Origin of the sequence: Streptomyces sp. SID5910, assembly GCF_009862125.1 — a bacterium.
Lineage (GTDB): Bacteria > Actinomycetota > Actinomycetes > Streptomycetales > Streptomycetaceae > Streptomyces.
In genome coordinates, this window is the sequence record NZ_WWHX01000862.1 from 1 (window position 1) to 26,703 (window position 26,703).

A 26,703-nucleotide genomic window follows, 5' to 3' on the forward strand; every position below is an offset into this window, starting at 1 on the left:
TACGCTCCTGAATATGAGTATGCACACTGTGGTGGTGGGGACGTCCGGGGTCACCGCGTCCGACGTCCTCGCCGTGGCGCGCGCGGGCGCCCGGGTCGAGCTCTCCGAGGAAGCGGTGGCGGCGCTGGCGGCGGCCCGCGCCATCGTGGACGCGCTGGCCGCCAAGCCCGACCCCGTCTACGGCGTCAGCACCGGCTTCGGCGCCCTGGCGACCCGGCACATCAGCCCGGAGCTGCGCGCCCAGCTGCAACGCAACATCGTCCGCTCGCACGCCGCCGGCATGGGGCCGCGCGTCGAGCGCGAGGTCGTGCGCGCCCTGATGTTCCTGCGCCTGAAGACCGTCTGCTCCGGGCACACCGGCGTCCGCCCCGAGGTCGCGCAGACCATGGCCGACGTCCTGAACGCCGGGATCACCCCGGTCGTGCACGAGTACGGCTCCCTCGGCTGCTCCGGCGACCTCGCGCCGCTCTCCCACTGCGCCCTGACGCTGATGGGCGAGGGCGACGCGGAGGGCCCCGACGGAACCGTGCGGCCCGCCGGCGAGCTGCTCGCCGAGCACGGCATCGCCCCGGTCGAGCTGCGCGAGAAGGAGGGGCTCGCCCTCCTCAACGGCACCGACGGCATGCTCGGCATGCTGGTCATGGCCCTCGCCGACCTCGACACCCTCTACAAGTCCGCCGACGTCACCGCCGCGCTGACCCTGGAGGCCCTGCTCGGCACCGACAAGGTGCTCGCCCCCGAGCTGCACGCCATCCGCCCGCACCCCGGGCAGGCCGCCAGCGCCGCCAACATGGCCGCCGTCCTCAAGGGCTCCCAGCTCACCGGCCACCACCAGGACGACGCGCCCCGCGTCCAGGACGCCTACTCGGTGCGCTGCGCCCCGCAGGTCGCCGGTGCCGGGCGCGACACGATGGCCCACGCCGCCCTGGTCGCCGAGCGGGAGCTCGCGGCGGCCGTGGACAACCCGGTGGTGCTGCCCGACGGGCGCGTGGAGTCCAACGGGAACTTCCACGGCGCCCCGGTCGCCTACGTCCTCGACTTCCTCGCCGTGGCCGTCGCCGACCTGGGCTCCATCGCCGAGCGGCGCACCGACCGGCTGCTCGACAAGAACCGCAGCCACGGTCTGCCGCCGTTCCTCGCGGACGACGCCGGCGTCGACTCCGGGCTGATGATCGCCCAGTACACGCAGGCGGCCCTGGTCAGTGAGCTGAAGCGGCTCGCCGTACCGGCCTCCGCCGACTCGATCCCGTCCTCCGCGATGCAGGAGGACCACGTGTCCATGGGCTGGTCGGCGGCGCGCAAGCTGCGTACGGCCGTCGACAACCTCGCCCGGGTGATCGCCGTCGAGCTGTACGCCGCCACGCGCGCGATCCAGCTCCGCGAGGGCCTCACCCCGGCCCCGGCCTCACGGGCGGTCATCGAGGCCGCGCGGGCGGCCGGTGTCGAGGGCCCCGGGCCGGACCGGTTCCTGGCCCCCGACCTGGCCGCGGCGGACGCCTTCGTGCGTGCGGGCGGCCTGGTCGCGGCGGCGGAGACGGTCACCGGGCCGCTGCGCTAGCCGAGTCAAATCTCTTAAAAGAACGTCAAGTGATGTCAAAAATCAAGGCGTTCCCGGCGCACCGAGTAGACGACGAACCCCGCGCCGAGGCCGAGGCAGGCGGTGCCGCCGATGACGTACGGGGTGCTGTCGAAGCTTCCGGTGTCGGCCAGCCGGACGCTGTCCTCGCCGGTCGCCGCCGGGTGCGTCGACACGGCTCTGGCCTGCTCGGTGACCTGCGGGGACGGGCTCGTGGCGGCGGTGTCGGCGGCCGGGGTCCCGGGTGTCGCGTTGGCGGACGGGACGAACCACAGGGCGCAGAGCAGGCCCCCCGCGGCGGCGGCGGTCAGCAACGGACGGCGAGCGGATGACACGGAATATCGATCCCCTTGTGGCGCTGGCGAATTGGCCGTGTGGGCAGATGTTAGTGAAAGGCGCGGGTCACAGGAAAGTCACGGGAGCCCTCGGCCGTACTCTCCGGGCATGAGCACTCCGGAGACATCACGTTTTGTACGGCTTCGCGTGGACCTCGTCCTGGCGATCGACGACGAGGAGGCCGTCACCGGCGCCGCGCTCCAGGCCCTCGCCGACGACCCCGAGCTGCCCGACGCGGAGCGGGCGCACGCCGAGCGCGCTGTGACCGAGGACACCGCCGAGGCCCTGGCCTATCTCGTGGACCCGTTCGACCTGGTCAGCGAGGTGCCCGGGATCGAACTCCAGCAGGCCTCCTGGAGCAGTGAGCAGATCGACTACGACCCCGACTCGCCCGACTGGGACCTGGACGAGGATGATGGCGGCCAGGATGATCCGGAAGACGGGGAACCGGCGGCCGGCTGACGCGCCGTGGGGAAATCGTGACCCCCGGCCGGCAACCGCCGTCGGGGGTTTCGCCGTCTCAAGGGGCGCACCGACCGACCCCCGCACCACCACCGCCCCCCGGTGGAGTGGTATGTCCCACACCGACTGACGATATGGAACGGGACGAACCGGTCGTAGCGTTGAACGTCTTGACGGGGGAGCTCGGGGTTTCGGGAATCGGCAACGATGGAGAAGCGTGTGATGACGGACGGTAAGCGGCGCAAGGGCCTGGCGGCCGCGTCCGCACTGCTCGGCGGTGTGCTGGTGCTCTCGGCATGTTCCAGCAATGACGCCGGCGCCTCCGGAGGTGGGGACGACAACACCTCGCAGGCGCAGGTCGACGAGGCGGCAGCCCAGAAGACCTCCGAGGCCCAGATCAAGATCACGCCCGGGAACGGCTCGGACAACGCCTCCATCAACAACTCGGCCGCCGTCACCGTGAGCAAGGGCACGCTCACCGAGGTCAAGATGACCACGACGGACGGCACCGAGGTCAAGGGCGAGATATCCGCCGACAAGACCAGCTGGAAGCCCAGCACCCAGCTGGAGCGGGCCACCACCTACAAGCTGACGGCGACCGCCCAGGACTCCGAGGGCCGCGCCGCCCACGAGAACTCCTCCTTCACCACCGTCTCCAAGAGCAACAGCTTCATCGGCAACTTCACCCCGGACGACGGCAAGACCGTCGGCGTCGGCATGCCGGTGTCGATCAACTTCGACAAGGAGATCACCAACAAGGCCGCCGTCCAGAAGGCGATCACCGTCAACACCTCCAGCGGCCAGGAAGTCGCCTGCCACTGGTTCAGCACCCAGCGCATGGACTGCCGCCCCGAGACGTACTGGCAGGAGGGTTCCACCGTCACCCTCAAGCTGGCGCTCGACGGCGTCGAGGGCGCCGACGGCGTCTACGGCGTCCAGCAGAAGACGGTCACCTTCAAGATCGGCCGCAACCAGGTCTCGTACGTCGACGCGAAGACCAAGCAGATGAAGGTCACGCAGGACGGCAAGACCGTCCGCACCATCCCGATCTCCGCGGGCTCCCCCGAGAACAAGACCTACGAGGGCCAGATGGTGATCTCCGAGAAGTACAAGGAGACCCGGATGGACGGCTCGACCGTCGGCTTCACCGACGACGACGGCAAGGGCGAGTACGACATCAAGGACGTGCCGCACGCCATGCGGCTGAGCACCTCCGGCACCTTCATCCACGGCAACTACTGGGGCAAGGGCATCTTCGGCAGCGCCAACACCAGCCACGGCTGCGTGGGCCTGGAGGACGCCAAGGGCGCCGGCGACCCGAACACCCCGGCCGCCTGGTTCTACGACAACTCCATCGTCGGTGACGTGGTCGTCGTCCAGAACACCGGCGACAAGACCGTCTCCCCGGACAACGGCCTCAACGGCTGGAACATGGACTGGGCCCAGTGGAAGGCGGGTTCGGCGGTCTGACGCCGAACCTCCCGCGGCTCACCGCGACTTCACGGCGGACGCCCGTCGCCCCTCACCGGGGGCGGCGGGCGTCCGCCGTTCCCCCGCTTCTCATCCTCCTCTTACGCTCGCCTTATCCCTTCATCACGGGCCGTCCCTACTTTGCGGCCATGTTCTTCACCTACCTGAGGCGCGAGCTGCGCCGCCGCAGAAAGGCGGCCCTCGTCGTCGCCTCCGGCCTGGCGCTGGGCATCGCGCTGGTCATCGTCGTCGACTCCGTCTCCTCCGGCATGGGCAGGGCCCAGGACAAGGTCCTGGAGTCCCTGTACGGCCTGGGCACGGACATGACGGTCACCAAGGCCGCGTCGCCCACCTCCAGCACCTCGGAGCGGCCGCGCTTCCAGTTCGACGCGCAGGACGACGGCTCCGGGGAGGAGCAGAGCACCGACCGCGTCGTGGTGCAGGGCTTCCAGAGCCTGGCGAGCACGACCGTCGGCAAGGTCGCCGGACAGAGCGGTGTCGCCGACGCGGTGGGCGGGCTGAGTCTGCAAGTCATGAAGGTCAGCGGGCAGTTCACGCGGGGTCAGTTCCAGCAGGGCGCCTCCGGCGGCCAGGGCGGTGGACCGGGGCAGCAGCCGTCGCCCGAGGGCCGCGTCCAGGGCGGTGGCGCCGACTTCGACGTCAACAGCTACTCCGTCTACGGCACCGACGTCACCGAGCCCGCGCTCGGCCCGCTGACCTCCTCCACGATCACCAGCGGCCGCACCTTCAAGACGTCGGAGACGAACGCCGCGGTCGCCGTCGCCGACTCGGCGTACGCCAAGGAGAAGAAGCTCACGACCGGCTCCGCGGTCACCATCAAGGGCACGAAGTTCGAGGTCGTCGGCATCGCCACGGCCGACAGCGGCGACGCGGCGGCCAACCTCTACGTGCCGCTCAAGCAGGCCCAGACGCTGGGTGACGCGAAGGACAAGGTCACCACCATCTACGTCAAGGCGACCGACTCCCAGAAGATCGACGGCGTCAAGGCCGCGATCCAGAAGAACGTCCCGGGCACCACGGTCACCACCTCCGCCGACCTCGCCGACACCGTCTCCGGCTCCCTGTCCACCGCCTCCTCCCTCGCCGCCGGCGTCGGCAAGTGGCTGTCCCTCCTGGTGCTGGCCGCCGCGTTCCTCGTCGCCGGACTGCTCACCTCCTCGGCGGTCTCCCGCAGGGTGCGCGAATTCGGCACGCTCAAGGCGCTGGGCTGGCGCTCGGGCCGGGTGACCCGGCAGGTCGTCGGCGAGGCCGTCGTCAACGGCCTGGTCGGCGGCGTCCTCGGCATCGCGCTCGGCCTGGCGGGCGCGTACGCCGTCACCGCCGTCAGCCCGACGCTCCAGGCCCAGCTGGGCGGCGGCACGGGCGGCGGGGGCACGGGAGGGCCCGGCGGCTTCGGTGGCGGTGGCGGCATGGGCGGGCCCGGGCGGCAGACCGCCGCGAAGACGCTGGACATCGCGCTCACCGCGCCCGTCAGCGTCACCACCATCGCCCTCGCGGTCGCCCTCGCCGTGGCCGGCGGGCTCGTCGCGGGCGGCTTCGGCGGCTGGCGCGCCTCCCGGCTGCGCCCCGCGGACGCCCTGCGCCGCGTCGAGTAGCGCCAACCCCCACACCTTCCCCAGGAGTTGCACCATGTACGAACTCAGCGGCGTCACCAAGCGCTACACCCGCGGCAAGGACACCGTGCACGCCCTCGACGGCGTCGACCTCACCATCGCCGACGGCGACCGGCTCGTCATCCAGGGCCCCACCGGCGGCGGCAAGTCCACGCTGCTGCAGATGCTGGGCGCCCTGGACCGGCCCAGCTCCGGCGAGATCGTCCTCGACGGCACCGACCTGGCCACGCTGCCCGAGGCCCGGCTGACCCGGGTGCGCAGCGAGAGCATCGGCTTCGTCTTCCAGTCCTTCAACCTCATACCGACCCTGACCGCGCAGGAGAACGTCGAGACCGCGCTCGTCCCGCTCGGCGTCAAGACGAAGGAGCGGCGCGAGAAGGCCGCCGAGGCGCTGGCCTCCGTCGGGCTCGGCGAACGGCTCGGCCATCTGCCCGGCGAGATGTCCGGCGGCCAGCAGCAGCGCGTCGCCATCGCCCGCGCGCTGGTCAAGCAGCCGAAGGTGCTGCTCGCCGACGAACCCACCGGAAACCTCGACGAGTCGACGCGGGACGAGATCATGGACGTACTCGACCGCATGTGGAAGGAGCTGGGGCTCACCTTCGTGATGGTCACCCACGACTCGGCGATCGCGAGGAAGGCCCCACGCCTGGCGACCATCCGCAAGGGCCGGATCAGCATCAGGGAGAACGCCTCCGCGTGAGCCTCGGCTGTCAGGGACGGGCGAGGGCCTCCGCCGCCGCGTCCGTCCCCCAGCTCGCCAGGAGTCGCAGCGCCTCCGCCGACGGTGAGCCCGGCTCGGCGTGGTACGTGATGAACGCCTGCTCGTCGTCGTCGACCAGGCGGAACGTCTCGAAGGACAGGGTCAGGTCGCCGACCAGCGGGTGCCGCATCCGCTTGACGCCGTAGGACTTCTCCTTGACGTCGTGCGTGGCCCACAGCCGCCGGAACTCCTCGCTCTTCACGGACAGCTCGCCGACCAGGGCGGACAGCCGCGGGTCGTCCGGGTGCCGGCCCGCGTCCATGCGCAGGAAGCTGACCATGTCGTACGCCTTCTGGTCCCAGTCGACGAACAGGTCCCGGTACTCCGGGTTCAGGAAGACCAGCCGCGCCCAGTTCCGCTCCTGGGCCGGCAGCGCGCCCCAGTCGCCGAAGAGGGCGGCGGCCATGCGGTTCCAGGCGAGGATGTCCGACCGGCGGCCCGTCACATAGGCGGGCACCGTGTCGATCGACTCCAGCAGCTGGAGCAGCGCCACCCGCACCGGCTGCTGCGCCCGCCCCGCCGAGGCCCGCCTGCGCTGCTGCCTGGGCTTGGCGAGGTGCGTGAGGTGGGCGTGCTCGGCGTCGGTGAGCCGGAGCGCGCGGGCGATGGAGTCCAGGACCTCCGACGACACGTTCTGCCCGTTGCCCTGCTCCAGCCGCGTGTAGTACGCCACGGACACCCCGGCGAGCTGCGCCAGCTCCTCGCGGCGCAGTCCGGGCACCCGGCGGTGCCGTCCGTACTCCGGCAGCCCCACGTCCTCCGGCTTCAGCCGGGCCCGCCGGGTCCGGAGGAACTCGCTCAGTTCGGCACGCCGGTCCAGCTGTCCATCCATGCCCTCCAGTATTCCCGGTCGTACGCACAGGAGCCTGTCCCCGCTGGTGGTAGGCACGCTGGACGTAGGCAGAAGGGTGGTCTGGGCGGAGTCCGGCCGCAGAGGCAGGGTGGAGGACGAACACCCCTCCAACGAGAATCCCGGAGACCCCGGCATGACCACCACTGTCGCCGCATACGCCGCCCCCGCCGCCAAGGCTCCGCTGGAGCGCACCACCATCGAGCGGCGCGAGGTGCGCGAGCACGACGTCCTGATCGACATCAAGTTCGCCGGCATCTGCCACTCCGACATCCACCAGGTCCGCGAGGGCTGGGGCGAGGCCATCTTCCCGATGGTCCCCGGCCACGAGATCGCGGGCGTCGTCGAGGCGGTCGGCCCCGGCGTGACCAAGTTCAAGGTCGGCGACCACGTAGGCGTCGGCTGCATGGTCGACTCCTGCGGCGAGTGCGAGAACTGCGCGGCGGGCGTCGAGCAGCACTGCGTCCGCGGCAACGTCCAGACGTACAACGGCGTCGGCAAGGACGGCGAGCCCACCTACGGCGGCTACTCGCAGAAGGTCGTCGTCGACGAGGCCTTCACCCTGCGCATCCCGGACGGACTGCCGCTGGACGCGGCCGCGCCGCTGCTGTGCGCCGGCATCACCACGTACTCCCCGCTCAAGCACTGGGGCGCGGGCCCCGGCAAGAAGGTCGCCGTCGTCGGCCTGGGCGGCCTCGGCCACATGGGCGTCAAGATCGCGCACGCCCTCGGCGCCGAGGTGACGGTCCTCTCCCAGTCCCTGCGCAAGAAGGACGACGGGCTCAAGCTGGGCGCCGACCACTACTACGCGACGAGCGACCCGAAGACCTTCGAGGACCTGGCGGGCTCCTTCGACCTGATCCTCTCCACGGTCTCCGCGCCCCTGGACTTCGGCGCGTACCTGGGCCTGCTGAAGACCGGCGGCGCCCTGGTCAACGTCGGCGCCCCCGAGGAGCCGGTCTCGCTGAACCTCTTCTCCCTCATCGGCGGCAACAAGACCCTCGCCGGCTCGATGATCGGCGGCATCGCCGAGACCCAGGAGATGCTGGACTTCTGCGCGGAGCACGGCCTCGGCGCCGAGATCGAGCTGATCGCCGCGTCCGAGATCAACGAGGCCTACGAGCGCGTCCTGTCGAGCGACGTCCGCTACCGCTTCGTGATCGACACGGCGACGATCTGACGCCCGACGCAGGCCCTCCCCGGCGGCGCACCGCAGGATCAGGCGCCGACGAGTGGATGTGCGGGGCGGCGATTGCTGGATAGAGTCGTCCCGCTACAGCTGGTTGTGGGGACAACCGGAGTGCCTTGGGGAGGGCCTGCAACACATGAGTCGTCGTTCGTCCGGTCTGGTCGGCGTGTGGGCCGAAATGCAGCGGCAGCAGCAGCGTCAGCTGGAGGCCGAGGCCAGGCGGCGCAGACAGGAAGAGCAACAGGCGCGCTCGTACCAGCGCCGAGCCGCTCAGAGCCGCCGCGAGTACAAGCAGGCGGAAGCGACCCGCCGTACGGACGAACTGGACGCCCTGGTCGCGTCGTTGCAGGGTCTGCTCGCCGCGGGCTGCCGGGCTCCGGCGTTCCGGGCCGCCTCCCTTTTCCGTGCGGAGGAGGTGCAGCCCTTCGCCCCGGGGCCCGTGGCGCAGCCCGTTCCGATGCCCGATCCCGGTGATTACCAGGCCCAGGGCGGCTGGACCTCCGGCCGCCGGGCCCAGGCCCAGGCGGAAGCACGGGCGCGGTTCGAGCGTGACTGGCAGGCGGCCCAGGCCGCGGAGGCCCACCGGCAGCAGCAGCTCGCGTCGTACCGGCGTGAGTACCAGCAGCGGGCCGACAGCCGGCTGGCCGACATCAGACGGCACAACGCCGGCGTCACCGCGGTGACCGAGGGCGTCAGGCGCCGGGACCCCGATTCCGTGGTCGAGTACTTCTCCGCCGCTCTCTACGCCTCGACGGCCTGGCCCGAAGGGTTCCCGCGCCAGGTCGCGGCCGCCTACGACCCGGCGGCCCGCCAGCTGGTGCTGGACTGGGAGCTGCCCGCCTACAGCACCGTGCCGGAGGTCAAGTCCGTCCGATACATGTACGCCGCCGACCAGTACAAGGACCAGCCCCGCCCGGTCGGGCAGCGCAGGGCCCTGTACAAGGAGGTCCTCGCGCAGTGCGTGCTCCTCGTCCTGCACGAGATCTTCGCCGCCGACGAGTTCGACGCGCTCGAGTCCGTGGCCCTGAACGGCTTCGTGGACGGGCACGACCCCACGACGGGCCGGCCGGGCCACATCTTCCTCGCCACGGTCATGGCCGCGCGCTCCGCGTTCCGCGACCTGCATCTGGCACAGGTCGACGCGGGTAGCTGCCTCACCGACGCGCTGCGAGGGCAGCTCTCGGCCCGGCCGGACCAGATGGCCCCGGTACGGCCCGGCCGACGGCCGCAGGACGTGGGGAACCGCGTGGTCGCCCACGGCAGCGAGGACGACCCGGACCTGTACGAGATGGATCCGATCGCCTTCGAGAACCTCGTGGCCGAGCTCTTCGGAGCCATGGGCATGCAGGCGGTGACGACCCAGCGCTCGAACGACGGCGGTGTGGACGTCAAGGCGCTGGACCCGACGCCGATCCGGGGCGGGGAGATCGTCGTCCAGGTCAAGCGCTACCGCTCCACGGTGCCGCCCACCGCCGTGCGCGACCTGTACGGGACCGTGCAGGACGCCGGCGCCAACAAGGGTGTCCTCGTGACCACGTCCGGCTTCGGGCCCGGCTCCCACACCTTCGCCAACGGCAAGCCTCTGGAACTGGTCTCCGGCGCCGAACTCGTCGACCTGCTGCACCGTCACGGGCTGCGCGGCCGGTTGGGCGAGGGCGGCCGCCGAGCCGCGGCACCACCGGCCCCGCCCGCTCCCGACACGGCGATGCCGGACGACTACAACGTCCTCGGCATGTCCTGGACCGGAAGCGTCGCCCTGGACGTGTGCGCTCTCGTCTGCCGCGGCGGTCGGGTCCTCAGTGACGATCACTTCGTCTTCTTCAACAACCCGCGGACACCGGACGGTTTCGTACGGGCCCTTCCCCCCACCGCACCCGACAAGGCCGCGATCTGCGTCTCGTTCGACCGGCTGCCCGACGAGGCCGACCGTTTCGTGCTGGTGGCGGCCGTCGACCCGGAGATCAACGCCGACGCCGACCTGTCCGGCTTCACGGACGCCCGCATCCGCTTGCTCGACCCGGCCCTGACCGAGCTGGGACAGCTGGAGGTCTCCGACGGCCGCCCGCGCGAGACCGCCCTGGTCCTCGGCTCCTTCCGCCGCAGACCGAACGGCGACTGGGACTTCGTCCTGGGCGGCAAGGGCTACACGGGTGGCCTGGAGGAACTGGTGCAGGACTTCGGCATCGAGGTCGAGTAGGTCCGTCCCGTCTGTCCCGCCGGACCAGTCACGCGACCGGCACGCCCCCGGGCGGTGCGGTGAGCGGTGGTGCGGTCAGGTGGCTTCGGCGGGGGAGGAGGAGCGGGGTCGCGAGGAGGAGGGCGCTGGAGGCGGTGATCGCGGTGAGGGGGGTGGTGAGGGCCGCGAGGACGCCCCAGGTCAGCATCAGGGCGGCCTGCACGAGCCGGCTGCTGACGCTCCAGGTGCTGAGGACCCGGGCGGCGCTGTCCCTGGGGGTGCGTTGCAGGCGTTCCGTGGCGTGGATCGGGTTGTAGACGCCCATGCAGGTGATCAGCAGGCCCTCGACGACGATCAGGGTCACGAGGCCGGGGACGCCGGGCCGGAGGAACGCGAGGCCGAGCGGGAACAGGGACCGCAGCCACCCGGAGGCGGCCAGCACCCGGTAGCGGCCGTGGCGCCGCACCAGGCGGGCCGAGAGGCGGGCGCCCACGAAGCCGCCCAGCGCCGGGACGCCGAAGGCGAGGCCGTACTGCCAGGCCGGGACGCCGTACTCGCCCAGCAGGAGGACCGCCAGGAGCGGACTCGTGGCCATGATCAGGCCGCCCACCAGGACCTGGTTGAGGAACAGGCGCCGCAGCACCGGGTCGCGGCGGATGAACCGCCCGCCGTGCAGCAGGCCGGCCGCCCCCGGCCGGGCCGCCGGGTCGCGCGGTGTCGCGACGTCGCTGCCGCGGATGCGGCGGACGGCCAGCGCGGACAGCAGATAGCTGACGGAGTCGGCCAGGACCGTGACGACCGGGCCGAGCAGCCCGACGAGCGCGCCGCCGAGGGGCGGGCCCGCCGCGGTCGCCACCCAGCTGGTGCCCTCGAACCTGCCGTTGGCGACGAGGAGGCGATCCCCGGGGACCAGGTGCTTCAGGTACGCGCCGGACGCGGCGGTGAAGGCGAGGCCCGCCGTCCCGCAGACGACCGAGACGACCAGCAGCTGGACGTAGGACAGCAGGCCGAGGAAGTACGCGACCGGGACGCTCGCCATCGCGAGGAAGCGGGCCAGGTCCGTCGCGATCATCACCGGCCGTTTGGCCCGGTGCTCGACCCACGGTCCGAGCGGGAACGCGGCCACCGCCGCGACGGCGAGCCCCGCCGCCTCCAGCAGCGAGACCGCGAACGCCGACGAGTCCAGCACGCGCACCGCGATGAGCGGGAACGCGCCGAACGCCGTCCACGTGCCGTACGTGCTGACGGCGTACGCCCACCACAGCCGGCGGAAGTCCGGTCCCATGTTCACGCGTGCACGGCTCCTTCGTGACAACCGACGTTTGGGTCCGCTCATCCCATCGGTCGGAGGAGCGCAGGATCAAACAACCGTCCTCCGGCACGCCACAACCAGTGGTTGTGCGGGCTTACGCTGCCTCCCATGGATACCGAGGCAGTGCGATCTTTCGTCCGGGCGGCCGAACTCGGCCAGCTCCAGCACGCCGCCGACGAGCTCGGCGTGACACAGCAGGCGGTCTCCAAGCGGATCGCCGCCCTGGAGCGCGAGCTGGAGGTCCGGCTGTTCACCCGTACCGCCCGAGGCGTCGAACTGACGCTGGACGGCCAGGCGCTCCTCCCGCACGCGCGGAGCGTCGTCGCGAACGTCGACCGTGCCGTCGCCGCGGTCAGGCCCGGTTCGCGGGCCCTGCGGATCGACGTGCTCGGCCTGCGGTCCGCGCAGGCCGTCGTCCTGCACGACTACTGGCGCTCGCGCCCCGGGACCGACCTCGACGTGGTCACCCTCAGGGTCGACGACCCCCACGTGGCGGCCGCAGCCGTCCAGGCGGGCGAGATCGACGCCTCGTTCCGCAGCGTCACCGACCCGGCCACCCTGCCGCCCGACGTGCGGATGATCCACGCCTTCGACTCCCCGCTGGAACTCCTCGTCGGCCCCAGGCACCCCCTCGCCGCCGCCCGCACCCTGACCCCGCCCCGGCTGCGCGGGCTGCGGATCTGGGTGCCCGGCATCGCGCCCGGCAGCGAATGGGCGGACTTCTACGACCAGCTCGCCGAGGCCTTCGACCTCCGCATCGACGCGGCCGGACCGAACTTCGGCAACGAGGTGCTCCTCGACACCCTCGCGGACTCCGCCGACGTCGCCACCCTCGTCGGCGCGCGCGACCGGTACCTCTGGCCGGCCCAGCACGACCTGCGGCGTATCCCGATCGTGAACCCGACCCTCGCCTACCCGCTCTCCCTCATGCTCCCCGCGACCGGTCCGCACCCGGGCCTGCGGGCGGTCGTCGACCACCTCGCGGGCCTCACCCCGCCGCCCGGGCCGTCCTGGCGGCCGTCCTGGGCGTTGGCGCGCTGAGCAGCCGCGCTGAGCAGCCGCGGTGAGCAGCCGCGCTGAGCAGCGTGCGGACGGAATCGCACACGGTCCTCGCGTGTTGAAGGAAGCGGGCAAGAACGCCGGTGATGTGCGAGCCGGGCAGCCCGAGCGACCGGACCGACGATTTTGGAGGGGCCGTAATGGCTGCGCAGACGCAGAGGGCCGTGCTGGCGGGCGGATGCTTCTGGGGGATGGAGGAGCTGATCCGCCACCTGCCGGGTGTGACCGCGACCCGGGTCGGCTACACCGGGGGTGACGTGCCGAACGCGACCTACCGCAACCACGGCACGCACGCGGAGGCCATCGAGATCCTCTACGACCCGGAGCAGACCGACTACCGCGCGCTCCTGGAGTTCTTCTTCCAGATCCACGACCCGAGCACCGCGAACCGCCAGGGCAACGACATCGGCCTCAGCTACCGCTCGGCGATCTACTACGTCGACGACGAGCAGAAGCGGATCGCCGAGGACACCATCGCCGACGTGGACGCCTCCGGCCTCTGGCCCGGCAAGGTCGTCACCGAGGTGGAGCCGGTCGGCCCCTTCTGGGAGGCCGAGCCGGAGCACCAGGACTACCTCCAGCGCTACCCGGAGGGCTACACCTGCCACTTCCCGCGCCCCGGATGGCGGCTGCCCGCCCGCAGCGAGGGCTGAGCGTGAGACGGCCCGGCCGGCCTTCCGGCCGGGCCGTCGCCGCGCGGGCCGCTCAGCGCGGCAGCGTCGCCGGGCTGCCCCCGTTCGCCTCGTAGCCCGCCACCGCCAGGGCACGGTAGACCGCGAACTCCGCCGCCGGGTCGGCCGACAGCGTCCAGGGCAGGGCGCCCACATGGCCGTCGACCGCTATCAGCTGGTTCATGGCCTCCGCCCAGCGCTCGCCGCGGACCAGGAAGAACACCAGCAGATGGCGCACATGCGCCTGCGTCGGATCGTCCGGGCGCGCCGAGTGCACCGCGTGCAGCGCGCCGTGGACCGCCTTCGTCACGACCTCGCTCTGGTAGAAGCTGCTGACCAGAGTGACCTCCGGCAGATGCTCGAACACCGCGAAGAGCGGCATCGCGGCCAACAGCGACCCCTGCGGCGCGCGGGCCGCGGCGGCCTCCGCGAACGCGTACGCCAGCTCGCGCGACCCGTGCCACTTCGCGCACCAGTAGGGCAGGGCGGCCAGGTGCGCGCCCATGTGGACCGGGGCGCGGTCCAGGATCTTCAGCCACAGCTGCTCGAACTCCTCGCGGGAGTACCCGAGGCCCCGCGCCACCGACAGCTCCACGATGTACGGGACCGGATCCCCGGGCGCCAGCAGCGCCGCCTCACCGCACGCCGCCTTCGCCTCCTCCATGATGATCCGGAACTCGTCCGTGCCCGGCGTCGCCGTCCGCCACGCCTGCTGCACCAGGAACTCGGCGTGCACGGCCGCACCGCCCGCGTCCTTCGGGGCCTCCGCCCGCCACACCCGCAGCCACTGCCCGCCCGGCATCTCGCCGACCCCGCCGGGCCGCTGCTGAAGCTCCAGCGACGCGGCGCCCGCGAAGGCCTGCACGCGCTGCCAGCGGCGCTCGCCCTCCGCCTCCGTGCCGGCGAGCAACTGCTGCGCTCCGCGGTAGTCCTGCGTGCGCTGCACCAGGTCCAGGACGTCCAGCAGGTCCTGGTCGGGACCGGGCATGCGGACGTCCAGCTCCTCCTCCAGGGCGAAGCCGTAGTTCGCGGGGTCCGCGGCGTCCGGGTGACCGGGCGGGACCAGCCCGACCGCGCTCCGCCGGCGCCGCAGCACGGGGAGCAGCACGAAGCCCAGCATGACCAGGGCGATCAGGACCCAGAGAATCTCCATGCCACCAGCGAACCAGACGCCGCCGACAATTGGCCAACCTGCGCCCCGGCCTGTGGAAAACGCGCGCGACCGTCCGCGGGCTACTCTCGGTGCCCATGAGCGACAGGCACATCAGTCAGCACTTCGAGACGCTCGCGATTCACGCGGGCAACACCGCCGACCCCCTGACGGGAGCGGTGGTCCCGCCGATCTACCAGGTGTCGACCTACAAGCAGGACGGCGTCGGCGGCCTGCGCGGCGGCTACGAGTACAGCCGCAGCGCCAACCCGACCCGGACGGCGCTGGAGGAGAACCTCGCCGCCCTGGAGGGCGGCCGCCGCGGCCTCGCGTTCGCGTCCGGACTGGCGGCCGAGGACTGCCTGTTGCGTACGCTGCTGCGCCCCGGCGACCACGTGGTCATCCCCAACGACGCCTACGGCGGCACCTTCCGGCTCTTCGCCAAGGTCGCCATGCGCTGGGGCGTGGAATGGTCGGTGGCCGACTCCAGTGACCCCGCCGCCGTGCGGGCCGCCCTCACCCCGAAGACCAAGGCGGTCTGGGTGGAGACCCCGTCCAACCCGCTGCTCGGCATCACCGACATCGCGGCCGTCGCCCAGGTCGCCCGGGAGGCCGGGGCCCGCCTCGTCGTCGACAACACCTTCGCCACGCCGTACCTCCAGCAGCCGCTGGCGCTCGGCGCGGACGTCGTCGTGCACTCCCTGACCAAGTACATGGGCGGCCACTCGGACGTCGTCGGCGGCGCCCTGATCGTGAACGACCAGGAGCTCGGCGAGGAGCTGGCGTTCCACCAGAACGCGATGGGCGCCGTCGCCGGCCCCTTCGACTCCTGGCTGGTGCTGCGCGGCACCAAGACGCTCGCGGTGCGCATGGACCGGCACAGCGAGAACGCCGTCAAGGTCGCCGACATGCTCACCCGGCACGCGCGCGTGACGAGCGTGCTCTACCCGGGGCTGCCGGACCACCCCGGGCACGAGACCGCCGCCAAGCAGATGAAGGCGTTCGGCGGCATGGTCTCCTTCCGCGTCGAGGGCGGCGAGGAGGCGGCCGTCGAGGTCTGCAACCGCGCGAAGGTGTTCACGCTCGGCGAGTCCCTGGGCGGCGTCGAGTCGCTGATCGAGCACCCCGGCCGGATGACGCACGCCTCCGCGGCCGGTTCGGCCCTGGAGGTGCCCGCCGACCTGGTGCGCCTCTCCGTCGGCATCGAGAACGCCGACGACCTGCTGGAGGACCTCCAGCAGGCGCTCGGTTAAGCCCCCCGAGGGCTCACCAGCCCTCCCAGCCGGTCACCGGTGGGGTCGTCTCCGACGGCGGCTCCACCCAGGGCCGGACGGTCAGCGCCCACACCGTGAACGCCACGGCCGCGGCGCACAGCACCAGCCACATCAGCCGGCGGGCGGCCGTCCTGCGCCGCAGCATCCGGCTCCCGCGGCGCAGTACGTCCGCGTACAGCTCGGGCGGGACCGGCGGCGGCGACTGCTGCATGATCCGCCGCGCGGTGGCCTCCCGTTCGAACCGGTTCACGGCCGCCTCCCCGTGCTCCCCGCGCGCGTGCCGGTCACGGCGTCGCCGCCTTCGCCACCCGCCGGGCGGGCTCCGGACGCGCGTACAGCAGGGCGGCCATCGCCCGGTCGTGGACGGTCCGCACCCGCTCCACGGGCAGGGCCAGCAGCGCGGCCACCTGCTCGTCGGCGACGCCCTCGTACAGCCTGAGCACCAGGACGAGACGTTCCTGCGGGGTGAGTCCGCCCAGCGCGCCCGCGGGGCGCCGTCGGGTCAGGCCGAGGACACCGCCGTGCCGGTACCAGGCCCCGCGGGCGAACCGGACGGCCAGATACTGGCGGGCCCGCTCGTACGGGTCCTCGCCGCGCAGCCCGTCCCAGCACGCGTACGTGTGGGCCAGGGACAGCGCCAGCAGGCGCCGCGCCCCGGGGTTGTCGTCGGGGGGCTCGGCGGTGAGCAGGGTGGCGGCGTGCAGCAGCCGGCCCGCCGCGCCCGCGACGAACGCCTCGAACTCCCGGTCGCGCAGGGCGCCCCGGACCGCATGCCGTTCTCGCACCGCGCCTCCCGCCCGACGGTCGACACCCGTGGCCTCCGGCCACTGCACAGGGGCCCGGTCTCATATCAGGCCAGGGGCGCCCGCCGGTCAAGAGTGCGGGACCGACCGGCCGGGAGAGTCCGGGAAAGACGCAGGAAACCCCCGGGAACCCGGGACGGGCGGGCGGCTCAGGAGGCCGGTGACGACTCCGTGCCCCCCGCGCTCTGCGGGGCCGTACGGGCGGACAGGGCGCCGTTGAAGCGGGAGAGGAGCGTGCAGAACGCCTCGCGCTCCTCCGGGGCCCAGTCGTGGGTCAGCTCGGCCATCAGCCGGCGCCGCGAGGTCCGCACCTCGTCCAGTCGCGACACACCGCGCGGGGACAGCTGGAGCACCACCGCGCGGCCGTCCTCGGGATGCGACGTCCGCTTGACGAGTCCGTTGTCGACGAGCGGGGCCACCTGCCGGGTGACCGTCGAGGAGTCGATCCCCATGCTCGCGGCGAGGGCCTTCACCCCCATCGGGCCCTCCTTGTCGAGGCGGTTCAGAAGCAGGTAGGCGGCGCGGTCCATGGAGTTGCGGACCTGCCCGACCCCGCCGAGCCGGGTCTGTTCCGCGCGGCGGGCGAAGAGCGCCACCTCGTGCTGGAGCGTCTCGAGAAGACCGGTGTCACCGGCGGTCGTCATGTCCATCGACATTTCAGGTGTTGTGGGCATGGCCGGGGGCTCACTTCGTGAAGGGCTGCTAATTGGGGGACAGGGTACGCGGCCGGGCGGCGACACGTACCGGCGCTGCGCAAAGCGGGTCTCGGAGGTTGGTCACAACGGTCGTCGGCGCCCGTGAACTGCGATGCTGGGGGCATGAGCTACAGCACGGCCGCCGCTGTCCGACCCGTCACCCTCGACGATGTGCGCGGAGCGCAGAAGATGCTCTCGGGTGTGGCGCGGGTGACGGCGATGGAGGGCAGCCGGTACCTGTCGCAGCTGGTCGGGGCGCCGGTGCACCTCAAGTGCGAGAACCTCCAGCGGACGGGCTCGTTCAAGCTGCGCGGCGCCTACGTCAGGATCGCCGGGCTGCTGCCCGAGGAGCGGGCCGCCGGGGTCGTCGCCGCCAGCGCGGGCAACCACGCGCAGGGGGTGGCGCTGGCGTCCGCGCTGCTCGGCGTCCACGCGACGGTGTTCATGCCGAAGGGCGCCCCGCTGCCGAAGATCAGTGCCACCCGGGACTACGGCGCCGAGGTGCGGCTGCACGGCCAGGTGGTCGACGAGACGCTGGCCGCCGCGCAGGAGTACGCGGAGCGCACGGGCGCCGTCTTCATCCACCCCTTCGACCACCCCGACGTCATCGCCGGCCAGGGCACGGTCGGGCTGGAGATCCTGGAGCAGTGCCCCGAGGTGCGGACCGTGGTGGTCGGCATCGGCGGGGGCGGGCTGGTGGCGGGGGCGGCCGTCGCGATCAAGGGGATCCGGCCGGACGTGCGGATCGTGGGCGTGCAGGCGGAGGGCGCGGCCGCGTATCCGCCGTCGCTGGCCGCGGGCCGTCCGGTGGCCGTCGAGAACCCGGTGACGATGGCCGACGGCATCAGGGTGGGGCGGCCCGGTGACGTGCCGTTCGGGATCGTCGGCGAGCTGGTGGACGAGGTCCGCACGGTCTCCGAGGACGAGCTGTCCACCGCGCTGCTGCTGTGCCTGGAGCGGGCCAAGCTGGTCGTGGAGCCGGCCGGGGCGAGCCCGGTGGCGGCCCTGATGAGCGACCCCGGCGCCTTCGAGGGCCCGGTGGTGGCGGTGCTGTCCGGGGGCAACGTGGACCCGGTGCTGATGCAGGGCGTGCTGCGGCACGGCATGGCCGCGCAGGGCCGCTATCTGGCGGTGCGGCTGCGGCTGACGGACCGGCCCGGCGCCCTCGCGACGCTGCTGGGGGTGCTGTCGGTGGTGGACGCGAACGTGCTGGACGTGAGCCACGTCCGGACCGACCCGCGGCTCGGGCTCACGGAGGCGGAGGTCGAGCTGCACCTGGAGACGAAGGGCCCGGAGCACTGCGCGGAGGTCGGCCGGGCGTTGCGGGACGCGGGGTACCCGGTCATCGGCTGAGCGGGGGCCGGCAGCGGCTCTGCCGGTTCCGTTCACTCGTTCGGGGAAGCCCATTGTGAGACGCGATACATCGCGTTACTGTGTGTCGTGTGCCACGCGGCAGAGCACCGCGCGGCAGAACACCACGCGAAAACAACAAGCGGAAGAAATCGCACGATCCTAGGCTTTCCGAAGAATCCCCGACGACGTGGAGACTCATATGCCGGGCGCCATCTATGCCGAAGGCCTGGTGAAGACCTTCGGCGACGTAAAGGCTCTGGACGGCGTCGACCTGGAGGTCCCCGAGGGCACGGTCCTCGGACTGCTGGGGCCGAACGGCGCGGGCAAGACCACCACCGTCCGCTGCCTGACCACCCTGCTGCGGCCCGACAGCGGCAAGGCCGTCGTCGCCGGCCTCGACGTGCTCAGAAAGCCCGACGAGGTACGCCGCTCGATCGGCCTCTCCGGCCAGTTCGCCGCGGTCGACGAATATTTGACCGGCCGGGAGAACCTTCAGATGGTCGGCAGGCTGTACCAGATGCGGGCCAAGGAGGCGAAGCGCCGGGCGACCGAGCTGCTGGAGCAGTTCCACCTCGTGGACGCCGCCGACCGCCCCACGAAGACCTACTCCGGAGGCATGCGCCGCCGCCTCGACCTCGCGGCCGCCCTCGTCGTCTCGCCGCCCGTGATGTTCATGGACGAGCCGACGACGGGCCTGGACCCGCGCAACCGGCAGCAGCTGTGGGAGGTCATCAAGCAGCTGGTCTCCGGCGGCACGACCCTGCTGCTGACCACCCAGTACCTGGAGGAGGCCGACCACCTCGCGCACGAGATCGCGGTGGTCGACCGCGGCCGGGTCATCGCCAAGGGCACCTCCGACCAGCTCAAGGCCCGCACCGGCGGCGAGCGCGTCGAAGTGGTCGTGCACGAACGCGAGCACATCCGCACCGCCTCCGAGGTGCTGCGCGGCTTCGGCAAGGGCGACACCGCCGTCGAGGAGCACATGCGCAAGCTCACCGTGCCCGTCACCGGCGGCGCCAAGCTGCTCGCCGAGGTCATCCGCGAACTCGACAGCCGCGGCATCGAGATCGACGACATCGGCCTGCGCCGCCCCACCCTCGACGACGTCTTCCTCTCCCTCACCGGACACGCGGCGGAAGTGGAGGAGGGGGCGAGCGACCCGGCGGAGGGGGCCGGTCGCCGGTCCGGGGACGCCGGTCACCCGCAGGAGAAGGAGGTCACCAAGTGAGCATGATGGCCGACTCCCTGGTCATTGCCCGCAGAAACCTGATCCGGATGACCCGGATCCCCGAGATGGTTCTGTTCGGCGTCATCCAGCCCGTGATGTTCGTGATCCTCTTCACGTACGTCTTCGGCGGCTCGATGCAGATCGGGAACACCACCGACCCGGGCGTCTACAAGGACTTCCTGATGGCGGGCATCTTCGCGCAGACCGTCACCTTCGCCACCGCCGGATCGGCGGCCGGCATCGCCGACGACATGCAGAAGGGACTCGTCGACCGCTTCCGTTCCCTGCCGATGGCCCGCGGCGCGGTGCTGACCGGCCGCACGGTCGCCGACCTGGTGCAGACGGCGATCACCCTGCTCGTCCTCGCGATCGTCGCGCTGATCGTGGGCTGGCGCACCGGCTCCGCGGAGCCCACCAGCGCCGGGGAGATCCTGGCCGGCTTCGGCCTGCTGCTGCTCCTCGGGTACGCCTTCACCTGGATCGGCGCGCTGATCGGCCTGTCCGTGCGGACCCCGGAGGCGGCGACCTCGGGAGGGATCATCTGGCTGTTCCCGGTGACGTTCGTGTCGAACGCCTTCGTGGACTCCAGCCAGATGACGCCCTGGCTCCGGCACATCGCCGAGTGGAACCCGTTCAGCGCTACCGTGCAGGCATGCCGGGAGCTGTTCGGCAATCCGGGCGTCGTGCAGTCCGACGCCTGGCCCATGCAGCATCCCGTCTGGGCCTCGGTGATCTGGTCCGTCCTGATCGTCGCGGTGTTCCGGACCCTGGCGGTGCGCAAGTACCGCTCGGCCGACGGCTGAGGGGGGCGGCCCGAAACGACGACGCCCCCGGCGTCACGCGGACGCCGGGGGCTCGTGAAGGACAGGAATCAGCCGTTGTACGGCTCGGCCTTGAGGATCTTCACGGAGGCCGACTTGCCGTTCGGCAGCTCGTACTCCGCGTCCTCGCCGACCTTGTGGCCGTTGACGCCGGAGCCCAGGGGGGACTGCGGCGAATAGGTCTCGATGTCCGAGCTCGCGTACTCGCGCGAGGCGAGCAGGAAGGTCAGCGTGTCGTCCTCGTCGCCGTCGAAGGCGATCGTGACGACCATGCCGGGCGCCACCACGCCGTCCGCGGCGGGGGCCTCGCCCACCTTGGCGCTCTCGAGAAGCTGGGTCAGCTGGCGCACGCGAAGCTCCTGCTTGCCCTGCTCCTCCTTGGCAGCGTGGTACCCGCCGTTCTCGCGCAGGTCCCCCTCCTCGCGCGCCGCGGCGATCTTGGCAGAGATCTCGGTGCGCGCGGGACCAGTAAGGTACGCAAGCTCCTCCTTGAGCTTGTTGTACGCCTCCTGGGTCAGCCAGGTGACGTTCTCGCTGGTCTGGGTCACAGGTGCTCCTCGTCGGTACTGGGAATACAAAGCAACGCCCTACCCAGAAGGATGTTCCTCCACGGAAGGGCGAAACCACGAGCCTAACAATTCAGTGGGCGAAGGGGGAGGACATAAGCCGCTAGATTCCTGTCAACGCAGGTCAGCGTGGACGGATTCCCGGGGCGTCACTCCGCGTGGCAGCCCAGCAGCTCCGCCGACGTGCCGCGGGCCTTCGTGCGCAGCGTGACGACCTTGTCGATGCGTGTGGCGTCCCCGTCGAAGCGGAAGTCGGCCCGGCCCACCTCGTCACCGTTCTCGGCCTGGGAGCGCATCGTGCAGTAGCCGGCGGCACCGGCGTCCTTGCGGACCTCCAGATGCACCTGGACCGCCTTGTCGGTGATCTCGAAGCTGATCACCTCGGCGCTGATCTTGTTCTGGCCGACGTAGTGGTAGCCGAACCAGCCGATGACCACGAGCAGCACGCCGCCGAGGACGGCGCCGACGATCTTGAGGTTGCGGTCGGACCGTTCGTCCGAGGAGCGGCCGTAACGGCCCTCGGGCGCCTTCGTGGTCGCCGTGCTCATGATCGTCCTCTCGGCAGGAGCGGGAGAAGTGTCCCGAAAGGGGCCCCGAAGCGTGTTGTTGCCGGGCCCCGGAATTATTCGCCCCCCGATTCGGTCACTATAGAAGCCTCCCGCCCGCACCCCGCACACAGGGCGCCGACTGACCGAGGATTGAGTCTTGACTGACCAGCTGCGACTGATGGCCGTCCACGCCCACCCCGACGACGAGTCGAGCAAGGGCGCGGCCACCATGGCGAAGTACGTGTCCGAAGGGGTGGACGTGCTGGTGGTGACCTGCACGGGCGGCGAGCGCGGCTCCATCCTCAACCCGAAGCTCCAGGGCGACGCGTACATCGAGGAGAACATCCACGAGGTGCGCAAGAAGGAGATGGACGAGGCCCGGGAGATCCTGGGCGTCAAGCAGGAGTGGCTCGGCTTCGTCGACTCCGGTCTGCCCGAGGGCGACCCGCTGCCGCCGCTGCCGGAGGGCTGCTTCGCCCTGGAGGACGTCGACAAGGCGGCCGGTGAGCTGGTGCGCAAGATCCGCGCCTTCCGTCCCCAGGTGATCACCACCTACGACGAGAACGGCGGCTATCCGCACCCCGACCACATCATGACCCACAAGATCACGATGGTGGCCTTCGAGGGCGCGGCCGACACCGAGAAGTACCCGGAGAGCGAGTACGGCCCGGCGTACCAGCCGCAGAAGGTGTACTACAACCAGGGCTTCAACCGCCCCCGCACCGAGGCGCTGCACAACGCGCTGCTGGAGCGCGGCCTGGAGTCGCCGTACGGGGACTGGCTCAAGCGCTGGTCCGAGTTCGAGCGCAAGGAGCGCACGCTCACCACGCACGTGCCGTGCGCCGACTTCTTCGAGATCCGTGACAAGGCGCTGATCGCGCACGCCACGCAGATCGACCCGGACGGCGGCTGGTTCCGGGTGCCGATGGAGATCCAGAAGGAGGTCTGGCCCACGGAGGAGTACGAGCTCGCGAAGTCCCTCGTGGACACTTCCCTCCCCGAGGACGACCTCTTCGCGGGCATCCGGGACAATGCCTGACATGAGCGCAAGCGCAAGCCTGGCAATGACGCACCTCGTCACCCTCGCCGAGATCGACGAGGACAAGGTCACCCCCGGCGTCCTCGGCTTCATCGTCTTCGCGGTGATGGCCCTGGCGGTGTGGGGTCTGATGAAGTCCATGAACCGGCACATGGGCAAGGTCGACTTCAAGGAGTCCCCGGATCCGGAGGCCGGTGTCTCCGGCGGCGGGAAGGGCAAGACCGCCGGCAGGACCGAGCCGCAGCAGGGCTGACCCGCCCCGGGACGACCGCGCACCGGGCCCGAGCGGCAGCCCCGCCGCACCGGGCCCGGCGACGGGCAGACCCCGGTGGCCGGCAGCCCCGGCGAGCGGCAGGCCCCTCCGACCGGCAAGGTCCGGCCCCCCGGAGGGTCACTGCTCCGACGTCACCGTCACGCCCATCACCTCGCGTGCGTGCCGGTTCGGGATCATGCCGAGGCGCCAGGCCTGCCAGCCCGCCTCCAGCTGCACGCCCCGCTCCAGCAGCAGCTGGTACGCCTCCACGTAGTCGTCCAGCTTCGTGTCGCGCGCCGGATGCCGGGCGCGGGACAGCTGGGCCAGCTCCTCCTGCGCCACCGCCGTGCCGACGTCCACCCCGCCGGGGGCGGCGTAGGGCAGCAGCGTGCAGCGCAGGAAGCGGGCCCAGTCCTCGCCGCGCCGGTCGCCGTACGCCGCGAACAGCGCCGCCGCCTCGTCGCACAGCGCCAGCGCCTGCGGCGTACGGGCGTTGCCCGCGTCCACGACGGCCAGCTCCAGGCACGTCCACGCCTCCCCGTGGCCGACGCCGATGCGCTGGAAGTCGGCGCGCGCGTCGACGAGGAGCTGGCGGGCGAAGCCCGAGTTCCGGAGCGAGCCGGTCTGGGCGGCGCGCTGGTCGCGGGTCGCCCGCGCCGAATGGTGCCGGGCGCAGGCCAGGCCGTACACGTCCCGCATCCGGGAGAACATCGTGCGGGAGCGCTCCAGCTCCCGGACCGCCCGGTCCAGGTCGCCCGTCTCCTCCAGGGCCTGCCCCAGGTAGTAGACGGTCCACGCCTCGCCGCGCGCGTCCTCGTTCTCGCGGTGGCGGGCCGCGGCCTGCCGCAGCTCCTCGGCCGCCTCGGAGGCGTCGCCGTCCACCAGCCGGGCCCGCGCCAGCTGGGTCAGCGCCCACGCCTCGCCGCGGGCGTCCTGGGTGCGGCCGTACAGGTCCAGGGCGGCCCGCAGCTCCGCCTCCGCCCCCGGGACGTCGCCCATCCGCAGCCGGAGCTGGCCGAGCTGGAAGTGGGCCCACGCCTGGCCGTGCACCGACTCGCCCGCGCGGTGCAGGACCAGGGACTCGGTGAGCAGGTCCATGGCCTCCGCCAGCCGGGCCCGGTCCCGCTGCACGGCCGCCAGCGCGTGCAGGGTCCACGCCCGGTCCGTGGCCAGCTCCGGCGACGCCTGGAGGTCCAGCGCCTCCCGGAGCTTCGCCGCCGCCTCGGTCAGATTGCCCTGGTGGTGCAGCGTGATGCCGAGCGAGCACAGCGCCCGCGCCGCCCCCGCGTCGTGGTGGGCCTCCAGATACAGGTCGACCACGGAGGTGAGCGTCGTGCGCGCCTTGTCCAGCTCGCCGAGCTGCCGGGCGGCGATGCCGGTGCGCCACTGCACCGAGCGCACCAGCAGACCCTGGTCCACGGACTGCGCCAGCTCGCTGATCTCGCCCAGCCGGTACAGGTCGCCCCGCAGCAGGCAGTAGTCGCACAGCGCGCCCAGCAGGTTCAGCACCGTGCCCTGGTCGACGCCCTCCGCGTGCCGCAGCGCCGCCGTGATGAAGCTGGACTCGTCGTCCAGCCAGCGCAGCGCCTCGTCCAGGGACGTGAAGCCGTGCTGCCCGAACCGGTCCGAGCGGGTCGACATGTTGCCGTCCACCAGGCGCAGCACCGAGTCGGCCAGCTCGGCGTAGTTCGCGATCAGCCGTTCCTGAGCCGCCGCGATCTCGGTCTGCTCCTCCTCGTCGAGGAGGCGGGCCCCGGCGAAGGCCCGTACGACGTCGTGCAGCCGGTAGCGGCTGCCCCGGACGTGGTCGATCAGCCCGGCGTCGGACAGCGCGGCGAGCTGCCGCTTCGCCTCCGTCTCGTCGGTGGCCAGCAGGGCGGCGGCAGCGGCGGCGCCCAGCGAGGTGCGGCCGGCCAGGGCCAGGCGGCGCAGCAGCCGCCGGGCCGGTTCGGGCTGGTCGGTGTAGCGCAGCCACAGGGCGCGCTCGACCGGCTCCACCGGACCGTACGCCCCGAGGTCCGTGGCCAGCCGGCGCGGTGAGCGCGGGCCCAGGGAGGAACCGGCGATGCGCAGCGCCAGCGGCAGCCCGCCGCACAGCTGACGGATGCGGTCGGCGGAGTCGGCGTCGTAGGGTCCCGACGTGTCCTCGGCGGCGGCGCCGAGCAGTTCCTCCGCGCCGGCGGCGTCCAGCGGCTCCACCGGCAGCCGGAACACCCGCGCGGGCAGGTCGGCCGGGAGGTCCAGCGGCTTGCGCGAGGTGACCAGCACCAGGCTGTCGGACCGCTCGGGCACCAGGGCGCGCACCTGCTCGGGGTCCGCGGCGTCGTCCAGCACGACGGTGACCGGCACGCCCGTCAGATGCTGGTGGTACAGCTCGCTGAGCCGTTTGACCTGCTGGTCCGCCGAGGACCGTTCCCGGAAGAGCAGTTGCTCGCGGGGCGCCCCGAGCCGGTTCAGCAGGTGCAGCAGGGCGTCCCGGGTGGTCAGCGGCGACTCGCCCCCCGACGAGGCGCTGTCCCCGCGCAGATCGACCACGCACGCCCCGCGGAAGTGGTCCCGCAGCTCGTGCGCGGCCCGTACCGCGAGGGTGGTGCGGCCGCTGCCGGGCGCCCCGTGCAGCACCACGACCGTCGCCATCGTCTCCGTGCTCGCGCGGGCCGCCTGCACCCACTGCCGCAGCCGCGCCATCTCCTGGCGCCGCCCGGCGAACGCGCCCTCGGGCTGCGGCAGTTGCCCGAACGACTGCTCCAGGACGCTGCGCCCCCGGGCCGCCGCGCTCTTGTCGGCGCCGCGCAGCCTCGGCCCCGCCTTCTTCGGCCCCGTGGACGCGGTGAGCACGCGCTGCTGGTCCAGGAACGGGCGGATGCCGCGCACCTCCAGCGCGGTCAGCCACTGGAGCCGCAGCTGCTCGGGCCCGCCCGGCTGGCTGACGGCACCGGCGCGGTGGTGGGCGGCCGGCACATGGGAACCGGCGACCTTGACCACGGTCGCCGCCGCGCCGACGACGCCCACGGCCACGCCCGCGCCGACCGCCGTGCCCGTGCCGGTGCCGAGCGCCATGTCGGCGACGACCGCGGAGAGCGCCGCCACGCCGGCCACCAGCAGGGGAGTGCCGCCGCCCTCGCGGGCGTAGCGCTGCCGGAAGGTGAGCTGTCCGGCCGACGCCTCGTCCAGGGCACGGGTGTACGCCTCGTACTCCTCGGCGGCCGTCCCCGCCATCGTGTCCAGGGCCCCGCGGGCCCGCGTCAGCAGCACGCTCCCGTCCGTGCGCCCGCCCGAGCGGCGTACCTCCTCCTCCACGGCCCGCGTCAGCAGCCGCTCGGCCTCCACCCGATGAGCGTCCCGCATGTCCCGTCCCCCTCCGGCGGCAATGGCGTCCCCCTGGCGTCCCCAGGCACCCCCGGGCCCCTCCCGGCCCGCCCCCGGGTCCTTCCCCGCTTGCCCGCCGGTCAAATGTGCCGCGGTGAGAAGACCCTGC

The 26,703-nt window shown here is 72.1% G+C and carries 25 protein-coding genes; 15 read left to right on the forward strand and 10 right to left on the reverse strand.

The genetic code is table 11. The features are described from left to right. Window positions 1–19: 19 nt before the first annotated feature. Entirely contained in the window at window positions 20–1,558 is a 1,539-nt protein-coding gene (gene hutH / locus GTW67_RS30335; protein WP_161167975.1) for a histidine ammonia-lyase, read from the forward strand. Between the two features lie 35 nt (window positions 1,559–1,593). Here the strand turns inward: hutH and GTW67_RS30340 are convergent, their stop codons facing one another. Beyond that, the gene (locus GTW67_RS30340) at window positions 1,594–1,911 is read right to left on the reverse strand and encodes a hypothetical protein (protein WP_161167954.1); all 318 of its coding nucleotides are present in this window, start codon (window positions 1,909–1,911) and stop codon (window positions 1,594–1,596) included. Window positions 1,912–2,020: 109 nt separating this feature from the next. On the opposite strand from GTW67_RS30340, the gene GTW67_RS30345 reads away from it, so the two are divergent. The 4 genes from GTW67_RS30345 (at window position 2,021) to GTW67_RS30360 (ending at window position 6,178) form a co-directional block, all read left to right on the forward strand. Next, window positions 2,021–2,374, forward strand: a complete 354-nt coding sequence (locus tag GTW67_RS30345; protein ID WP_161167955.1) for a hypothetical protein — start codon at window positions 2,021–2,023, stop codon at window positions 2,372–2,374. 222 nt (window positions 2,375–2,596) lie between these two features. After that, window positions 2,597–3,844, forward strand: coding sequence for a L,D-transpeptidase (locus GTW67_RS30350; RefSeq protein ID WP_161167956.1), 1,248 nt, complete (start codon window positions 2,597–2,599; stop codon window positions 3,842–3,844). 149 nt (window positions 3,845–3,993) lie between these two features. Next, the gene (locus GTW67_RS30355) at window positions 3,994–5,460 is read left to right on the forward strand and encodes an ABC transporter permease (RefSeq protein ID WP_161167957.1); all 1,467 of its coding nucleotides are present in this window, start codon (window positions 3,994–3,996) and stop codon (window positions 5,458–5,460) included. A 34-nt stretch (window positions 5,461–5,494) separates the two neighbouring features. Further along, on the forward strand, window positions 5,495–6,178 hold the full coding sequence (locus tag GTW67_RS30360) for an ABC transporter ATP-binding protein (RefSeq protein ID WP_161167958.1): 684 nt from the start codon (window positions 5,495–5,497) through the stop codon (window positions 6,176–6,178). 10 nt (window positions 6,179–6,188) lie between these two features. Here GTW67_RS30360 and GTW67_RS30365 read toward each other — a convergent pair whose 3' ends face one another. Next, complete coding sequence (locus tag GTW67_RS30365; protein ID WP_161167959.1) at window positions 6,189–7,070, reverse strand: helix-turn-helix domain-containing protein; 882 nt, start codon at window positions 7,068–7,070, stop codon at window positions 6,189–6,191. Window positions 7,071–7,224: 154 nt separating this feature from the next. Here GTW67_RS30365 and GTW67_RS30370 point away from each other — a divergent pair, with 154 nt between their 5' ends. Further along, window positions 7,225–8,268, forward strand: coding sequence for an NAD(P)-dependent alcohol dehydrogenase (locus GTW67_RS30370; RefSeq protein ID WP_161167960.1), 1,044 nt, complete (start codon window positions 7,225–7,227; stop codon window positions 8,266–8,268). A 145-nt stretch (window positions 8,269–8,413) separates the two neighbouring features. Beyond that, window positions 8,414–10,474, forward strand: coding sequence for a restriction endonuclease (locus GTW67_RS30375; protein ID WP_202437900.1), 2,061 nt, complete (start codon window positions 8,414–8,416; stop codon window positions 10,472–10,474). A 28-nt stretch (window positions 10,475–10,502) separates the two neighbouring features. On the opposite strand, the gene GTW67_RS30380 is transcribed toward GTW67_RS30375, so the two are convergent. Then, on the reverse strand, window positions 10,503–11,738 hold the full coding sequence (locus tag GTW67_RS30380; RefSeq protein ID WP_161167977.1) for an MFS transporter: 1,236 nt from the start codon (window positions 11,736–11,738) through the stop codon (window positions 10,503–10,505). Between the two features lie 135 nt (window positions 11,739–11,873). Here GTW67_RS30380 and GTW67_RS30385 point away from each other — a divergent pair, with 135 nt between their 5' ends. After that, complete coding sequence (locus GTW67_RS30385; RefSeq protein WP_161167961.1) at window positions 11,874–12,806, forward strand: LysR family transcriptional regulator; 933 nt, start codon at window positions 11,874–11,876, stop codon at window positions 12,804–12,806. A 158-nt stretch (window positions 12,807–12,964) separates the two neighbouring features. After that, window positions 12,965–13,477 carry a peptide-methionine (S)-S-oxide reductase MsrA gene (msrA, locus tag GTW67_RS30390; protein ID WP_161167962.1) on the forward strand — a complete coding sequence of 171 codons (513 nt, stop codon included), beginning with the start codon at window positions 12,965–12,967 and terminating at the stop codon, window positions 13,475–13,477. 52 nt (window positions 13,478–13,529) lie between these two features. Here msrA and GTW67_RS30395 read toward each other — a convergent pair whose 3' ends face one another. Next, window positions 13,530–14,648: a hypothetical protein gene (locus GTW67_RS30395; protein WP_161167963.1), complete on the reverse strand. Its 1,119-nt coding sequence runs from the start codon at window positions 14,646–14,648 to the stop codon at window positions 13,530–13,532. Window positions 14,649–14,743: 95 nt separating this feature from the next. Here GTW67_RS30395 and GTW67_RS30400 point away from each other — a divergent pair, with 95 nt between their 5' ends. Continuing rightward, on the forward strand, window positions 14,744–15,898 hold the full coding sequence (locus GTW67_RS30400) for a cystathionine gamma-synthase (RefSeq protein ID WP_161167964.1): 1,155 nt from the start codon (window positions 14,744–14,746) through the stop codon (window positions 15,896–15,898). 13 nt (window positions 15,899–15,911) lie between these two features. Here the strand turns inward: GTW67_RS30400 and GTW67_RS30405 are convergent, their stop codons facing one another. The 3 genes from GTW67_RS30405 to GTW67_RS30415 all read right to left on the reverse strand — a co-directional run bounded on the left by GTW67_RS30405 (window position 15,912) and on the right by GTW67_RS30415 (window position 17,372). Next, window positions 15,912–16,169, reverse strand: a complete 258-nt coding sequence (locus tag GTW67_RS30405; RefSeq protein WP_161167965.1) for a hypothetical protein — start codon at window positions 16,167–16,169, stop codon at window positions 15,912–15,914. A 34-nt stretch (window positions 16,170–16,203) separates the two neighbouring features. Then, window positions 16,204–16,704, reverse strand: coding sequence for a sigma factor-like helix-turn-helix DNA-binding protein (locus tag GTW67_RS30410; protein WP_161167966.1), 501 nt, complete (start codon window positions 16,702–16,704; stop codon window positions 16,204–16,206). A 167-nt stretch (window positions 16,705–16,871) separates the two neighbouring features. Then, window positions 16,872–17,372 (reverse strand): MarR family winged helix-turn-helix transcriptional regulator, encoded by a 501-nt coding sequence (locus tag GTW67_RS30415; protein ID WP_161167978.1) that lies wholly within the window; start codon window positions 17,370–17,372, stop codon window positions 16,872–16,874. 168 nt (window positions 17,373–17,540) lie between these two features. Here GTW67_RS30415 and ilvA point away from each other — a divergent pair, with 168 nt between their 5' ends. From ilvA to GTW67_RS30430, 3 genes are all read left to right on the forward strand, one after another. Then, the gene (gene ilvA, locus GTW67_RS30420; RefSeq protein ID WP_161167967.1) at window positions 17,541–18,770 is read left to right on the forward strand and encodes a threonine ammonia-lyase; all 1,230 of its coding nucleotides are present in this window, start codon (window positions 17,541–17,543) and stop codon (window positions 18,768–18,770) included. Window positions 18,771–18,969: 199 nt separating this feature from the next. Continuing rightward, complete coding sequence (locus tag GTW67_RS30425) at window positions 18,970–19,998, forward strand: efflux ABC transporter ATPase subunit, DrrA-related (RefSeq protein ID WP_161167968.1); 1,029 nt, start codon at window positions 18,970–18,972, stop codon at window positions 19,996–19,998. 5 nt (window positions 19,999–20,003) lie between these two features. After that, the gene (locus GTW67_RS30430; protein ID WP_202437905.1) at window positions 20,004–20,801 is read left to right on the forward strand and encodes an ABC transporter permease; all 798 of its coding nucleotides are present in this window, start codon (window positions 20,004–20,006) and stop codon (window positions 20,799–20,801) included. Between the two features lie 68 nt (window positions 20,802–20,869). Here the strand turns inward: GTW67_RS30430 and greA are convergent, their stop codons facing one another. Both greA and GTW67_RS30440 read right to left on the reverse strand, forming a co-directional pair. Next, window positions 20,870–21,367 carry a transcription elongation factor GreA gene (gene greA, locus GTW67_RS30435; protein WP_161167970.1) on the reverse strand — a complete coding sequence of 166 codons (498 nt, stop codon included), beginning with the start codon at window positions 21,365–21,367 and terminating at the stop codon, window positions 20,870–20,872. Between the two features lie 167 nt (window positions 21,368–21,534). After that, window positions 21,535–21,933 (reverse strand): DUF4307 domain-containing protein, encoded by a 399-nt coding sequence (locus GTW67_RS30440; protein ID WP_161167971.1) that lies wholly within the window; start codon window positions 21,931–21,933, stop codon window positions 21,535–21,537. A 157-nt stretch (window positions 21,934–22,090) separates the two neighbouring features. Between GTW67_RS30440 and mca the strand changes: the two genes are divergently transcribed. Further along, a complete protein-coding gene (mca, locus tag GTW67_RS30445; RefSeq protein ID WP_161167972.1) occupies window positions 22,091–22,972 on the forward strand; it encodes a mycothiol conjugate amidase Mca in 882 nt (293 codons plus the stop codon). Beyond that, window positions 22,965–23,225, forward strand: a complete 261-nt coding sequence (locus tag GTW67_RS30450; RefSeq protein WP_161167973.1) for a hypothetical protein — start codon at window positions 22,965–22,967, stop codon at window positions 23,223–23,225. The genes mca and GTW67_RS30450 overlap by 8 nt, the downstream gene beginning before the upstream one ends. Window positions 23,226–23,363: 138 nt before the next feature. Here GTW67_RS30450 and GTW67_RS30455 read toward each other — a convergent pair whose 3' ends face one another. Continuing rightward, window positions 23,364–26,573 (reverse strand): tetratricopeptide repeat protein, encoded by a 3,210-nt coding sequence (locus GTW67_RS30455; RefSeq protein WP_161167974.1) that lies wholly within the window; start codon window positions 26,571–26,573, stop codon window positions 23,364–23,366. Between the last annotated feature and the right edge of the window lie 130 nt (window positions 26,574–26,703).